General features: G+C 65.5%; 13 protein-coding genes, 1 tRNA gene and 1 pseudogene. 9 read left to right on the forward strand and 6 right to left on the reverse strand.

Annotation, left to right across the window (positions count from 1 at the left end; all coding sequences use genetic code 11):
- Positions 1-26 precede the first annotated feature (26 nt).
- Together B0I33_RS16110 and B0I33_RS30420 are read right to left on the reverse strand one after the other, a co-directional pair.
- Positions 27-422 (reverse strand): MerR family transcriptional regulator, encoded by a 396-nt coding sequence (locus tag B0I33_RS16110; RefSeq protein WP_106179600.1) that lies wholly within the window; start codon positions 420-422, stop codon positions 27-29.
- Positions 386-1,042, reverse strand: coding sequence for a site-specific integrase (locus tag B0I33_RS30420; protein ID WP_245900744.1), 657 nt, complete (start codon positions 1,040-1,042; stop codon positions 386-388). The genes B0I33_RS16110 and B0I33_RS30420 overlap by 37 nt, the downstream gene beginning before the upstream one ends.
- Before the next feature lie 1,134 nt (positions 1,043-2,176).
- On the opposite strand from B0I33_RS30420, the gene B0I33_RS29675 reads away from it, so the two are divergent.
- On the forward strand, positions 2,177-3,877 hold the full coding sequence (locus B0I33_RS29675) for a hypothetical protein (protein ID WP_146147510.1): 1,701 nt from the start codon (positions 2,177-2,179) through the stop codon (positions 3,875-3,877).
- 113 nt (positions 3,878-3,990) lie between these two features.
- Here the strand turns inward: B0I33_RS29675 and B0I33_RS16120 are convergent, their stop codons facing one another.
- Both B0I33_RS16120 and B0I33_RS16125 read right to left on the reverse strand, forming a co-directional pair.
- Positions 3,991-4,779, reverse strand: coding sequence for an inositol monophosphatase family protein (locus tag B0I33_RS16120; protein WP_106179601.1), 789 nt, complete (start codon positions 4,777-4,779; stop codon positions 3,991-3,993).
- Complete coding sequence (locus B0I33_RS16125) at positions 4,776-5,657, reverse strand: DUF5919 domain-containing protein (RefSeq protein ID WP_106179602.1); 882 nt, start codon at positions 5,655-5,657, stop codon at positions 4,776-4,778. Before B0I33_RS16125 ends, B0I33_RS16120 begins: the two co-directional genes overlap by 4 nt.
- Positions 5,658-5,859: 202 nt before the next feature.
- On the opposite strand from B0I33_RS16125, the gene B0I33_RS16130 reads away from it, so the two are divergent.
- From B0I33_RS16130 to B0I33_RS30425, 7 genes and pseudogenes are all read left to right on the forward strand, one after another.
- Positions 5,860-6,336: a hypothetical protein gene (locus B0I33_RS16130; RefSeq protein ID WP_106179603.1), complete on the forward strand. Its 477-nt coding sequence runs from the start codon at positions 5,860-5,862 to the stop codon at positions 6,334-6,336.
- 31 nt (positions 6,337-6,367) lie between these two features.
- Positions 6,368-6,676 (forward strand): hypothetical protein, encoded by a 309-nt coding sequence (locus B0I33_RS16135; RefSeq protein ID WP_146147511.1) that lies wholly within the window; start codon positions 6,368-6,370, stop codon positions 6,674-6,676.
- A gap of 29 nt (positions 6,677-6,705) precedes the next feature.
- Entirely contained in the window at positions 6,706-6,945 is a 240-nt protein-coding gene (locus B0I33_RS16140; RefSeq protein ID WP_281259422.1) for an AMED_5909 family protein, read from the forward strand.
- 406 nt (positions 6,946-7,351) lie between these two features.
- Positions 7,352-8,776, forward strand: coding sequence for an FtsK/SpoIIIE domain-containing protein (locus tag B0I33_RS16145; protein ID WP_245900746.1), 1,425 nt, complete (start codon positions 7,352-7,354; stop codon positions 8,774-8,776).
- A pseudogene (locus B0I33_RS16150) lies at positions 8,773-10,425 on the forward strand (replication initiator). Before B0I33_RS16145 ends, B0I33_RS16150 begins: the two are co-directional and overlap by 4 nt.
- Positions 10,426-10,439: 14 nt before the next feature.
- The gene (locus B0I33_RS16155) at positions 10,440-10,649 is read left to right on the forward strand and encodes a helix-turn-helix transcriptional regulator (RefSeq protein WP_106179606.1); all 210 of its coding nucleotides are present in this window, start codon (positions 10,440-10,442) and stop codon (positions 10,647-10,649) included.
- Positions 10,646-12,019 carry a tyrosine-type recombinase/integrase gene (locus tag B0I33_RS30425; protein ID WP_106179607.1) on the forward strand — a complete coding sequence of 458 codons (1,374 nt, stop codon included), beginning with the start codon at positions 10,646-10,648 and terminating at the stop codon, positions 12,017-12,019. The genes B0I33_RS16155 and B0I33_RS30425 overlap by 4 nt, the downstream gene beginning before the upstream one ends.
- A gap of 128 nt (positions 12,020-12,147) precedes the next feature.
- Here B0I33_RS30425 and B0I33_RS16165 read toward each other — a convergent pair.
- Positions 12,148-12,221, reverse strand: a tRNA-Ile gene (locus tag B0I33_RS16165).
- Between the two features lie 161 nt (positions 12,222-12,382).
- Here B0I33_RS16165 and B0I33_RS16170 point away from each other — a divergent pair.
- A complete protein-coding gene (locus B0I33_RS16170; RefSeq protein ID WP_106179608.1) occupies positions 12,383-13,234 on the forward strand; it encodes a PhzF family phenazine biosynthesis isomerase in 852 nt (283 codons plus the stop codon).
- On the opposite strand, the gene B0I33_RS16175 is transcribed toward B0I33_RS16170, so the two are convergent.
- Complete coding sequence (locus B0I33_RS16175; protein ID WP_106179609.1) at positions 13,223-14,269, reverse strand: phenylacetaldoxime dehydratase family protein; 1,047 nt, start codon at positions 14,267-14,269, stop codon at positions 13,223-13,225. The two genes, B0I33_RS16170 and B0I33_RS16175, sit on opposite strands and share 12 nt — an antisense overlap.
- Between the last annotated feature and the right edge of the window lie 9 nt (positions 14,270-14,278).

A 14,278-nucleotide genomic window follows, 5' to 3' on the forward strand; every position in this document is an offset into this window, starting at 1 on the left:
AACCGGCTGCGGCGCAGGTCACAGCATCAGGTCGACCGTGCCACCGGTTCCGGAGCCGTGGACAGCTCCGCCCGGTGCCGGCTGTTACCCCTGATCAGCTCGTCGAGCGCATCCCGGGTCTCGATCAGGCGCGCGATGTCGGCGTCGATCCGGTCGCGCTCGCGCGTCATCGTCGCGAACGCCAGCTCGACCACGCCAGGGTCACTGGGGGTCTCCACACACGGCAGGACGGTCGCGATCACCCGGCTGGACATGCCCGCGTCGAACAGCCGACGGATGAGCGACACGCGCTGGACCTCGGCGTCGGAATAGTGACGCTGCCCAGCGCCGGAGCGGGAGCTGGTCAGCAGGCCCTGCTCTTCGTAGTACCGCAGTGAGCGCGGACTCACGCCCGTGCGCTTGGACAGCTCGCCGATCCGCATTTTGAAAGCCTACGCCCGAATGCTCCACGTCCAGACCGCCGGCAAGTCATGGACGCTCGCGGATCCCGCCACGGCGGCAGGGATGCGTGAAGATGCGTCGTGATACCCAGTCTGGTCGCCATTTTCTTGTAACGGTTCGAAACGGCATCCGGCGGATACGACTTGTCGAGTTCTCCCCTCATACCGACGAAAACGTACGAGTCCTCGCTCCAGGCCACGCCCAGCTCCGCGTACATCGCCTGGCAGCGCCTCTTGTGCTCGCGCAGCAACACGGTCGTTTCCGTGTCGAGCGCGATGCGGCGCATCTGGTGGGTCTTCGTGTCCTTCTCCCTGTCTACGCCGCGCAGCGTCGTGTAGCTGCTGCGCACCTCGACAATGCCTTCGTCCAGATCGACCCGCGACCAGCGCAGCGCGCACACCTCTCCTCGGCGCATTCCGGTCGTCATCACGAGCCACACCAGCGTGCCCCACGCCTCATCCAGCTCGAACGCCTTCTCGACCAGCTTCGCCGCCTGCGCGGGTGACGGCGGATCGGGCTGCGGAGGTGCCTGCCGTGGCCGCTGCGCGACCTTCGCCGGGTTCGAGCTGTTCCAGTCCCAGCGCATCGCAGCGCCCAGCACACCGCTGATGATCGAGTTGAACCCGGTGCACCGACGACTGTGCCATCGGCTTGCACTCGTGCGGCTTGCACTTCGCCTTCTCGCAGTCGTGCTCGCCCTCGGCCCTGTGCTCGATAAACGGCGAGCCATCGCAGCGCGCGGCAGCCGCGCAGTTCGCCGTACAGCGTTTCGAGATTACGCGCGCTGAGCTTGCTCACCGGAACATCGCCAAGTGCGGGCCGGATCGTGCGGTCGATAACGTGGCGTCCATGGACAGAACCATGGACAAGTGATCTTGAATGGGCGGCCGACGAGATGCTTCGCCTGGTGAGAGGTAGTGGGCCGGGCGGGGCTCGAACCCGCGGCCAAGGGATTATGAGCCGTGTCGATCTTGACCGGCTCGCATATGCCCTGATCAGGGCCGATTCCGCTAGGGAGAGGGCAGGCGCCGCCTGCTGTCCCGTGACTGTCCCGCAGTCCCGAAACCCGCTCCCCTCCCCCACCCCGACAAGAAGCCTCGAACGCGGCCGGTGATGCCGTGTCAAGGGTCGTAGATCGCGCAGCGACGCGCCAGCGCCCTTGACGCGGTGTCACCGGCCGTTGTCACGATTCGGCGTCGGGGTGGAGCCATCGATAACGCGATGCTCACGGTGAGCGACGACGGAGGGTACATAGCTGAGCAAGGAGGCTGGCTCATGTTCCTCCTGGATTGGCGCGCCGCCGCCGAGCGGCGCTACCGGCCCACCACGCGGGCCGCGCCGCCCGGCCGGTGGGCGGAGCGGAGCGGCAGCCCGCCGTGCCGGGATGGATGCCGCCACGTACGCGACGGGACGGGCCGGGCGCGCCGCCGACGGCGGCGCGCCTTGATCCCATAGAGGCAAATTCGGCAACTGCAGCGCCACATCACACGAAAGCGGTGCACGCATATCGCACCTGCACCTCTCACTTTACGAGTGGATCTTTGATATGCGTAGCGCAATGAAACGAAGACGACAACGCCCGGAAGGTCGCACCATGTCGAATCTAGACAAGGGAACTTGGCTCGTAACACAACTCGATCAAATAATTGCAACCTTCCACTTGCCACTCGTGGAACCCTTGGGTTTGCCCGCCGGTCAGCCAATAGAGTCATATATAAATCTAAACAGTGACATGGTGCGTATCCTGGAAGAGGCACCATACGAACTAGCATATCAATCACTCGACAACAATCGGGGCCAAGTCATCCTGCAAAGCGAGAAGGCGCGCAAAAAACTTCGACGAAAAAAACGTAGGCAGGTCTGGTTTAACAAGAAGTCTTTATCTAGCTCTCTTTTGGTCCACCACGTAACAGCTGACCCAGTCTCCCGCTCAGGAATCGATACCGCAGCAGTTGTGGCAGAAATTGCATCAGGTGAACGGTTTCATGTTGATGCAGACACAAGATTTACAACCGGCAATTCTCTACCGGACCACATCCAGGAACGAATTCGCGAGGCAGCAGAATCGGGCATTGGAGAGGTAACAGTTATCGAAGCGGCCGTACCACTCAGATTGATCGGCGAAGTATCAACTATCGAGGAATTAATTAGCGATGACGCATATCTCGAAGGAAATGCAGATACAGATCTAAACATCGAACTATGGCCATTAGTCGAGTATGATCCAGATACGTTGAAGCGGAGACTATATTCCGCACTTGAAGTCGCCTTAAAAGACGTCAGAAACGTGCAGAAGTCCTACTATGCTATAACTAGACACCCAATCACTTTAGTGAACAAGGAACGCCTTCCTCACGGCTTGCCAATCACGCTACGACAACTTCGAGACGTGGGAGTTCCAGACAGAACGCGACAAGTTGTCATGGAGGTCAATCGAAATCTTTGGTCGCTAATGCGTCCTCGAACTCTTTCGCAAGAGCAAATCAGAGATATGGTCCGTATGCGAGGTCGGGTGGATCGCGGCACCTTTAGTTCCCATCTGGATCTGTACCGAGAGGCTGATGTCGCACTCTATCGCCAAGGGGACACCAGATCCGGCGTACTATTCTGGGCGCTTTCGGCAGAATCGTTACTAGACGAGCTGTTGTTCCACCTTTACTGGGAAGAGAAAATGACGCCGGAGACAGCGGCAGATCGATGGATCAACGGCCTTGAAACTCGCGTAAAGCGCGAGTATGCCAGTCGACTCGGAGGATCGTGGGACTTAACAACGAACGGACCATTAATGCAATGGAATAAAGGCGTTGCCGAGGTGCGGCATCGGATCGTTCACGCTGGCTATGTTCCCACTCTTCAAGAAGCTCAAGGTGCACGTCATGCCATTAATTCGCTTTGCGATTTTGTATGCAATCGACTCACTACATCTAGCACACTTGCGCGGTATCCCCGCACCGCTATCTCTCTAGTCGGGCGAGCAGGCCTTAAGTCTCGAGGTGTCTACTCCCGACGACTGCGAGAACTTCTGAAAGATGCCGACGAGCCAAGCTGGGATGACACCTTTGCTCGTTGGCGACAAGCAATGTCGCGATTGCGAACCGAACAGGTTGGTCAACGTCGCCAACCTGACGCGGAACGTTCGTCACTACTCGCAGTGTTTCATCCAGATGGCAACATCAAGTGGTGCCTCCATGACTATGAGGCGAATCTTGCTACTCCCATCGTCTTTGACGTGTCCAAACTCCCCATTGCACAGCAGCGAAACATAAAGAAGTTGCACGCAGAGTACATCGAAAACGGCAAGAAAATGCCGGAGTCGCTTGCAATTTACGGTTTCGATACGACCACTATTTCCATCAATAACGACTGGAGAGAAGAGTACCACTATGTTCCCCTGGCGGAAGTAATGGTCGACAGATCCGATTTTCAACAGACATAAAATAGCGGACTAGCTAAAGTGGCGGCCGGTGCGTTCGGGTCGTGGTAGTAGTCCCTGCGGGCCATGCTGCCTCCTAATAGGTGGCCAACCTCTATGCCTCGCTGTCGGGCCTGTTACTCGTTCAGGAGAGGACTTAGCTGGGTCCAGATGTGTTCGTTGACCGCGATGGTCTCTGTAGATCGTCTGGAGTGAGGCTGTCCTGCTGCGTCGGTCACCTGCGCTCCGCTTTCTCGTGCCACCACTGTCCCGGCTGCCATGTCCCAGGGTTTGTTGCTGAGGATGATGCAGGCGTCGGTGCGGCCTTCGGCTACCCAGGCGAGGTCGAGGGAGGCTGCGCCGATCATGCGGATGCGTTCGACGTTCTCGGCCAACTTCTTTGTGACGGCGAAGCGGCGTTGGTTCTTTTCTTCGGCTCCGGGGCCGGTGGCGTAGTCGCCGATGGTGACGATGGCGCGGTTGAGGTCGGTGGTGTTGCTGGCGTGGATGGGTTGGCCGTTGCAGTAGGCACCCCCGTCTTTGATTGCGTGGTAGCGCTGGTTGAGGAAGGGTGCGGTGATGACGCCGATGATGGGTTGGCCTCGGTGGACGAGGGCGAGTGAGGTGGCGCAGAGCGGGATGCCGTGGGCGAAGTTGGAGGTGCCGTCGATGGGGTCGAGCGCCCATACGTAGTCGGTAGTTTCATCGATCGCCCCGCCGCCTTCTTCTTCGCCGAGGAAGTCGAAATCGGGGGTCGCTTGGTGGAGGTGGTCGCGGATTTCGTGCTGTATCTGTAGGTCGAGGTCGCTGACGTAGTCGCGGTCGCCTTTCGCGCGCACGACTCCGGGGGCTGAGGTGGTCATCAGCTTGGCCCCGATTTCGACGGCTTCCTGGGCGACGCCGAGCAGGTGGTTGAGGTCGTTCACGCGGTGATCTCCTTGCTGCGCGCCCACATGGTGTCGAACACCTGGGAGAACGTGTCGAACAGTCCCGGCACGCCGGGTTTGCGTTCGGCGACGAGGGTGGGTGACTCGACTCCGCGTGCGTCGGGGAGGTAGGGCTGGATGACGCAGGTGGTGTCGTCGATGACGGTGATGTTGAACCGCACCGGCTCGTCGTAGGTGCGCAGCCGCAGGTTCCCGCGTGCCTCGGGGGAGAGTTTGCCGTGCAGGCGTTGCAGGGTCTGGATGTTGAGTGTGGTGAGGGTGGAGAGCACCCCGGCCGGGTGGGACTCTTCGCGCTCGCGTTCGGCGATGTTGTGCCCGTGCGGGTCGAGGAACAGGCACTCGACCACCGTGCCGGTTTCCAGCAGGTCCAGTAGCGACTTGTCGGGGTAGCTCTGGCACAGCATGTTCAGCGACAGCCCGACCATGCTGATCTTCTCGGCGTTGTCGAACAGCTTGTGCGGCGGGATCTCGTGGGAGAACGCGGGGCGGCTGGGGAACACGGCGGTCACGTCGGCCATGCCCTGCGTGCTTGGCAACGCCGGTTGCGCGGGCGGGGTGGCGGTGCCCTTCGCTGGGGGCTCGGGCACGAACTCGATACCGCCGGTGTGTTCCTGGAAGAGCTGTTCGGCGGTCCAGCCGGGGAACATCGCTTCCAAGATCCGGCAGTGGTGCGCGTACGGCAGCCCTTGCAGGTCCCGGGCCAGCCACCGGTAGAACTGCGCCTTGCTCGGCCAGCTCCCCACCAGCTCGGCGTCGATTTGCTTGGCGAGCTTGTCGTACTCCCGGCAGAACGTCCGGTGCCCCTGAAGATGCCGTTGCCGCAGCAACACCTTCAACACGATCGGCTTGTCGGCCATCCCTGTCGTCTCCCCCGGTTGCGGTCGGTCGGGAGACGACCCTACCACCAAGACGAGACACAGACGAGACTCGATGAGTACGGGAAGTTCGAGATGCGACACGCACGGTGTCGTGACTGGACAGCCATCCGACCGATTGTGGGGGTGTGCCGCCGCACAGGGCGGACAACAGGAGAAGAACCCACAGGAAAGGTCAACAACGATGGCGATCCCCAAGGGGTACCGGTTCCCGATCGAATTCGATGAGGCGTTCCCGCAGGGCTTGGTGATGGTGGGCGAAGTGTCGCCGGACACGGAGTACCAGTCCCGTGAGGACAAGGCGATGGGCAAGCCCGCCCGGCAGCGGGTGGACGAGGCCACCGGTAAGCGGCAGTGGAAGGTCACGGTCACCGACCCGGACCAGACCAACGCCAAGCGCGCCTCGTACGAGGTCACGTTCCTCGCGGATGTGCAGCCGGTGCCGACCACGGAGGAAGCGTTGCCGGGTATGCGGCCGATCGAGCTGGAGGGGCTGACGGCTGAGCCGAAGGTGGCGGGCAACGGCGAGTTCAAGTACCAGTCCTACGTCTTCCGCGCGACCGGGTTCAAGGCCCCGGCCAGTGCTGGCGGGCGCTCGACTCCCTCCGGCAAGTCTTCTGCCGCGTCCGGTGCGGGTGAGTCCACGGCCAAGGCCGCATGACGGCCGCCGAGTTGGACGCGGAGACGTCGTGATGGCAACCAAGAAGCAGGTCCGGGCCTGGGAAGAGGCTTACCGCCACTATGGCGCGACCTCGGAACTCGTGGCCCGGACCCGGCAGGTAGACGCGGCGACGGCTCAGGACATGGCTTCGGCCTCCTGGGCCGTCGCGGCCTCCTGGCGCGCCATCGCCGGGAACCCGGAGCTGCCGTGGTGGATGCTCGCCGCGCTCGAATCCGCCGCACAGGCCTTCGAGGAACAGGCCCGTCACTGGCAAGCCCGCTCCACCGACGGCATTTGCGGTGTCGCGTCGGTCCGATCCGGCACCCGGCGGCGCGCATGACCCTCACACACCGGAAGGGAGGTGACACGGTGAACCAGGACAAGTGGCGGGAGGCCCGGCAAGCCCGCACGTTGATGCAGGCCCACGACGCACTCAGCGCGCTACGCCCGAGCGAGGACGCGGCCCCGGCCGTGTGGCGGGAGTACTACCTGCGCAGCGCCCGCGTGTATGCCGAGATCGCGGAAGTCGACCGGGGCCACCACCACGAGGCGCTGTACTGGGCCGACCGTGAGCGACAGAAAGCCATGAAACCGCCGCCACAGAAGTAGCCCAAACAACAAGAGTCCACTGTAGATAGTCAACGCACGCTAGGTCGTGCGGCGATGAAGCACGTCCAGTTTCAGTGATTCAACGTCAGGCGCAGAAGCGGACCGGCGACCAACCTTGCCGCTCCTGCGCTGTCCACACCAGACGGAGTAGACAAGTGGCAACGATAGACAACGACAAGCGCTCAGCGCTAGAGGGGGTCCCCCGGACGCGCTGTGCCACGTGTAAGAAGTTCGCGCGCCTGCTGCCGGGCGACACCGAGTGCGCCACCTGCGCGGGACGTCTCGACCTGCCCCTTTCGCCTCGGCGTGCGGGTGGTGGTCGCTGATGCGGACCACGACGAATGGTTCCCGTTGGGTTGACCCGGCTCCGTTGGAGGTGGCCCGGCCTCGGCTGCCGTGGTGGACGATGCTGCCCACCTGGGTCAAGTGGATCGCGGCCCCGTTCGCGCTGGTGTGGGTGACCTGCTGGTTGCTGTTCCACCTGGTGCGGGTCATCTACCGCTACCCCCTGGTCATCATCACGGCCGTGCTCGTCGGCTGGCTCGACTGGAAGGCCGGACACTGGACACTCGCCTTCGTCCTGGCGGGCGTCGCCCTCGTCCTGCTGCTGTGGTGGCGGCTGCACCGCTCCTCGTTCGAGCGGTTCGCCCTGCCCGAGGCACGTACGGAGTACCGGCGCATGTCGGTCTACGCCTGCCAGTGGCGCACCGTCATGCGCCTGTCTGACTTGGCGAAGACCAGCCGGGGCAAGGAGTACCGGCCCAAGCTCGGACGCGTACGCTCGGAAGGCTGGCGCGACCGCGTCCGCGTGACGATGATCAAAGGTCAGGCACCCGAGCAGTGGGAACGCCACGCCTCCGGCCTCGCACACTCCTTCAAGGCCCAATCCTGCCGCGTCCGGGTCCGTCGCCCCGGCCGTCTTGAACTCGACCTCGTCCACCGTGACCCGCTCGTCCGCCCGTTCGGAGTCCCTGCGCTCACTGAGGACGCGACGGCGGTGGACCTCAAGCGCTTGACTGTCGGCCGCACCGAAACCGGCCGTCCCTGGCGCATCAAGCTACTGGGAACACACCTGCTGACCGTGGGTGCGACAGGTGCGGGCAAGGGCTCGCTGCTGTGGTCGATCATCTGGGCCCTGGCTCCCCTCGTGCGCTCGGGCGCTGTCCGTCTGGTGGGCATCGATCCCAAGGGCGGCATGGAACTCGGCCAAGCACCCGAGGTCTTCCAGCGGGTCGTCTATGACAACGGCCCGGATGCCGTGGCGCTGTTGGAAGAGATCGCCGCCACCGTCAAGGAACGGGCGTCCCGCTACCGGGGTCGGTTGCGGTCCTGGACCCCGGCGACCGGTGACCCGTTCATCCTGCTGGTGGTCGATGAGCTGGCCGACGTGATCGCCTACCAAAGCGACAAGCAGCTTCGGGAGCGTGCCTCTCGGGCGGTGCAGGCCATCACCAGCCAGGGCCGCGCACCCGGTGTCTGTGTCCTCGGGTTGTTGCAGGACCCGCGCAAGGAAGTGGTGTCGTTCCGGCACTTGTTCTCGACCCGTATCGCAATGCGTCTGGATGAGAAGGCGCAGGTGGACATGGTCCTTGGTGACGGTGTGCGGGAACGGGGTGCGACGGCGCAGGAGATTTCGGAGAACACACCGGGTGTGGCGTGGGTGAAGGAAGACGGTCGACGCGAACCCGTCCGCGCTCGTGCGTTCCACGTGACTGATGGGGACTTGGACGAGCTGGTCACCTATGTGACCGGTGTGCCGACACAGCGGGCGGACGTCCTGGCCTTTCCTGACCGTCGCGAGAACGAGCGGGAGGGAGGTGAGGTCGCATGACTGACCAGCACAACCAGACCCCGGCCCCCACCCCAACCGCCGGCACGCGGGCGGAGCGGATGCGGATGCCGCTGTCCACGGAGGTCATGAAGGCCACGGCCGAGAAGCACGGGGTATGTGTGCGGCCGTTCACCATGGAAGTGGGCGACCCCGACACCGGAGAGCTGCGGTATGTCGCGGTGCCGTGCGGCTCGACGGTCGAGTCGGTGTGTCTGCCGTGTGCGAAGAAGGCCAAAGCGCTCCGGCAGGCCCAGTGCCGTGAGGGCTGGCATATGGAGGAAGAACCGGACTTCACCCCGAAACCTCCGACCGATGAGCAGACGGAACTGCCGGCGTTCCGGGCGGATCTGGTAGCGGCGTATCGGGAGACGGCTGCTGTCGGGGATGAGGGCCAGGCCGACGAGCTACGGGAAGAGATCCGCTCGGTCGATGACGAGCTACGCGCCTCCGGCATGCGCGGACGACTCCCCTCCGTCGAACTGCCCGCGAAGAAGCCGACGAAGCGGTCCACGAAGCGACGTCAGGATGCCCCGAACCTCCCCCGGCGGCGGGTGGAGAAGCGCACTGTGGGACGTGAATACGCGGGCAAGTTCCGGCCCTCGATGTTCGTCACGCTGACCTGTGACACCTACGGCCGTGTCCGCGACGACGGGACGCCGGTTGACCCCTCGTCGTATGACTACCGCAGGGCAGCACGGGACGCGGTCCACTTCTCCGCGCTCATCGATCGGTGGTGGCAGAACCTGCGCCGGGTCGTCGGGTGAGACGTGCAGTACTTCGCCACGGTCGAACCGCAGAAGCGGGCCGCACCCCACCTGCACACCGCGATCCGTGGATCTGTGCCGCACGAGGTGATCCGGCAGGTCACCGCGGCTACCTATCACCAGGTCTGGTGGCCTGCCCATGACCAGCTCGTTTACGACGGGGATGCGGTGCCGGTGTGGGACATGCGCACTCGGGGCTTCGTTGACCCCGACACCCGCCAACCTCTGAGCACCTGGGATGACGCGGTGGAGGACGTGGACGAACCGGCGCACGTGGTGACCTTCGGACGTCAGGTGCACTCCAAAGGCATCCTCGGCGGCTCGGAAGAAGCCGGACGGCACATCGGCTACCTGACCAAATACCTCACCAAATCCACCGGTGAAGTCGTGGAAGCCAACTCCAACCGGCAACGGGACCACCACGACCGCCTGCACGCCGAGCTGGCCATTACCCCATGCTCGCCTCGCTGCGCGGTCTGGCTCCTGTACGGAGTCCAGCCACAAGGCGCGAACTCCAAGATGACTCCGGGCCACTGCAAGGGCCGTGCTCATCGGCGGGCCACCTTGGGGTTGCCGGGTCGGCGGGTGCTGGTGTCGCGGAAGTGGTCCGGCAAGTCCCTGGCCGATCACAAGGCGGATCGCAAGACGTTCGTGCGGGACATGCTCGCCGGGGTCGGCATCGAGAAACCGGAACGGGACACGTCACGGTTGATCTGGCGCAAGGTCGAATCCGGCGACCCCCACGTCCCACCCCGCGCACACCTGCTCATGCACGCCATATCGGAGCGGATCGCTTGGAAGGCCGAATACGACCGCGCACTACTCGCGGCGGCCGGACCGCCAGGCGGCCCAGAAACTTCGGCAATTGAGCAAGCGGCGGCCTGATGGGGAGGGGCGCAATGGCTGACAGAAAGACGGTGCGGCAGCTCGTGGAGCTGATGACGGTGCCCGAGATCCTGGACGCGCTGGGTATCTCGCGGGACACGTTCTACAAGTGGCGGCAGACCGGGAAGGGGCCGCGTTGCTTCCCGCTGCCCAACGGCGAGTTGCGGTGCAAGCGGAGTGACTTCCTGGACTGGCTGGATCGGATCTCGGAGGACGCGGCGTGAGCACCACGTTCAACGTGCGGTTCTGGGAGATTCAGAAGAAGGCGAAGCGGCGGCGGCCGTACGGGGTGCGGTGGGTGACCGACACGCAGGAGCATTCCGAGTGGTTCGCGAACAAGGCGCAGGCGAACTCCCGGCGTTCGGAGTTGATGCGTGCGGCCCGCACCGGTGAGCCGTTCGAGGTGCGCTCAGGTCTCCCACTCTCGGAGGTCAAGCGGCGTGACTCGTTATCGTTCCTGGAATTCGCACAGTCCTATATGGATATGAAGTGGCCTGCCGCTGCCGCGACCAGTCGGGCGGGCATCGTGGATGGGCTCTCGTCGGCCGGGGCTGCGTTCGTGAAGGACGGTCCCGGCCGACCGAGTGTGCGGGAGTTGCGGCGGGTGCTGTCGTGGTACCTGCTGCCTCCCCCGGCACGTGCCGCCGAGGTGCCCGAGCAGGACGCCGAGATCGTCTCGTGGTTGGTCCGCAACTCCCGGCCGCTGTACGAGCTGACCGAGACCCCGGTGATCCGGGACGTGCTCGACGCGCTCACGGTCAAGCTCGACGGCTCGCCGGTGTCGGAGAAGCTGTACCGGCGCAAGCGGTCGGCTCTGTACAACCTGCTGTCCTACGCGGTGGAACGGGAGTTGATCCCGGACAACCCGATCGTCCGCGTGAAGCACTCCGTGGCCAAAGGTGTCGATCAGGTGGACCCCGGTGTCGTGGCGAAACCGCGCCAAGTTCGGGAACTGCTGACGGCACTGACCTACGTGGGCGAGCGTGACCCGGATCGGGGTCGGCGGCTGGTCGCCTTCTTCGCCACGATCTACTACGCGGGCGCCAGACCGGGCGAGGTGATGGGCCTGCGCGATACCGACTGCACGCTTCCCGACGACGGACGGTGGGGCGAACTCGTGCTCGGTGAGACTCGGCCCGCTGCGGGCAAACGGTGGACGGATTCGGGTGAGGCACACGATCAGCGCGGGCTCAAGCACCGCTCCCCCAAGGAACGACGGCACGTCCCGATCCCGCCCGCGCTCGTCGCGATCCTGCGGCGGCACATCGACACCTACGGCACGTCCGAGGACGGTCGGTTGTTTCGATCGCCGCGCGGAGCTGCCGTGCAATCGTCCACTTACGGGCGGGTCTGGCAGGAAGCTCGGTTGTACGCGCTGACCGATGCGCAGCGGCGCTCCATGCTCGCGGCCGTGCCCTACGACCTGCGGCACGCCTGCGTCTCGCTCTGGCTGAACTCCGGCCTACCCGCGACCGAGGTCGCCGCCCGTGCGGGACACTCGGTGGACGTGCTGCTCAAGGTCTACGCCAAGTGCATCGACGGTCAGCGGGAGCGGATGAATTCCCTGATCGAGACCGCTTTGGAGGACCACTGATCTGTCCCGTGACTGTCCCGTGGAGGGTGGCAAACGGGGGCAAACGGCGGCAGAGCACAGCAGAAGCCATGATCGGAAATTATCGGCGTTTTGCCTGGTCAAGGGCCAGAAATGCAGGTGTGGCGGTGTGGGCCGGGCGGGGCTCGAACCCGCGGCCAAGGGATTATGAGTCCCCTGCTCTGACCAACTGAGCTACCGGCCCGGGAATCGTGGTGCCATCCGTCCGGCGGGCCCCGCGCTCCCTCCCTGGAGCTTAGCCAGCGACTTCGCGGCGACCGGCCGACCCCCAGTGAGGTGGAACTATAGCCGGTGGCGTGGGAGTAGTCTCCACCACGCCAGTCCACCGCCCGGGGAGCCCAGCCGATGACCGATGTCCTGCACTACGCCGCGTTCACCGACGATCCCGCGGGCGGCAACCCGGCGGGCGTGGTGCTGGACGCGGGCGCGCTCGGCGAGGCCGACATGCTGCGCATCGCCGCCGACGTGGGTTACTCGGAGACCGCCTTCGTCACCGCCGGGGACGACGAGACACGGCGGTACGACCTGCGGTACTTCACGCCCCGCATCGAGGTGGCCTTCTGCGGGCACGCGACGGTCGCCACGGCCGTGGCGCTCGCGCGGCGGCACGGGCCCGGCGCGCTGGTGTTCACGACCCCGGCCGGGGAGATCCCGCTGGACGTCACCGAGGACGGCGGCACGCTCCGGGCCACCCTGACCAGCGTCGCCACCCGCACGCGCCCGGCCGAGCCCGCGGAGCTGGCCGCCGCGCTGAAGGTGCTGCGCTGGGCCGACGACGACCTCGACCCCGCGTTCCCGCCGCACGTCGCCTTCGCGGGCAACGACCACCTGATGCTGGCCGCGCGCTCCCGCGAGCGGCTCGCCGACCTCGACTACGACTTCGACGGCCTCGCCGGGGTGATGCGCGAGCGCGGCTGGACGACCGTGCACCTGTTCTGGCGCGAGGACGACACGACCTTCCACGCGCGGGACCCGTTCCCGAACGGCGGTCTCGTCGAGGACCCCGCCACCGGCGCCGCGGCGGCCGCGTTCGGCGGCTACCTGCGCGCGCTGGGGCTCGCCCGGGCGGACCGGATCACCGTGCGCCAGGGCGAGGACATGGGCAGGCCCAGCCGGTTGCTGGTGACCCTCTCCGGGAACGACGACCGGGTGCGCGTCAGCGGGCAGGCGGTCGAGATCCCGCCGTCACCGCGCTGAACCGACCCCCCGCAGCAGCCCGGTGCGGGGGTGGCAGCCGAGGTACTCGAACCGCTGCTCCGCGGCCGCGGCGACGACCACCTCGTGGTGCAGCCGCAGCCGGGCACCGGCTCCGAGCGCGGACAGGTACCTCATCGCCTGGCCGAAGATCGCCTGGTGCGTGGGATGGTCCCTCGCCCACCGGTCGAGGTGGCCGAGGCTGCGCCACCAGCTCATCCCGAAGGTCTTGTCGACCGGCTCACCGTCCTCCCCGAGCAGCCGCGCGTACCGGTTCGCGTAGCAGCCCACGGCCTGGCCTTCGTCGCGCAGGAAGTCCATGCCCGCGCGCAGGACCGGCTCCACCTCGTCCAGGTACCTGCGTCGCTCGTCGCCGTCGGTGTCGGTCCAGTCCTGCCCGGACCGGATGAGGCAGAGATTGTGTTGTCCCCGCACCACCCGCAGGCCGCCGTCCCGCACGAGCGTGGGTGGCGCGCCCGGTTCGAGCGGATCGGTCTGCGCGACCGGCAGCCTGTCCCGGGCGCCGCCCCAGTAGCCGTGCTCGGCGATCTCCCCGCTGAGGCCGTCCGCCAGGCAGGCCACACCTTCGCGGCGGTCGTTCGACAAGAGCGTCTCGAACCGCGACACCGAGGGCCGCAGCGCCTCCACGAAGAACCCGGTGTCGCCGCCGGAGCGGCGCTCACCGAGCCACCGTGGCCGGAACCGGGCGAACCAGCGGTCGTACCGCCCGGGGTCGTCCCAGTAGCCGAGGCCGAGCACCGTCCGGTAGCCGGCCTCGTCGACGTACGCCGCGCGGTCCAGCCTGCCGGGGCCGTCGGGGTCCGCGCTCGCCTCGGCCAGTTCGGCGAGTGCGGCCCGCACGTCGGCCGGTTCGCTCGCGGTCCGGTGCTGCACGCCGAAACACACGATCGCCACGCTGGTCACCGCCGGTGCGAACCGGGCAACGTAGGACGGGTACGGCGGGCTCCAGCCGGGTTCCCGCCGGGCAGGCCGCGTCCGCGTGGTCGCCAGGTGCGCCGGGATCGCCGATTCCCGCACCGTCCCTCC

It is taken from the genome of Prauserella shujinwangii, assembly GCF_003001955.1.
GTDB lineage: Bacteria > Actinomycetota > Actinomycetes > Mycobacteriales > Pseudonocardiaceae > Qaidamihabitans > Qaidamihabitans shujinwangii.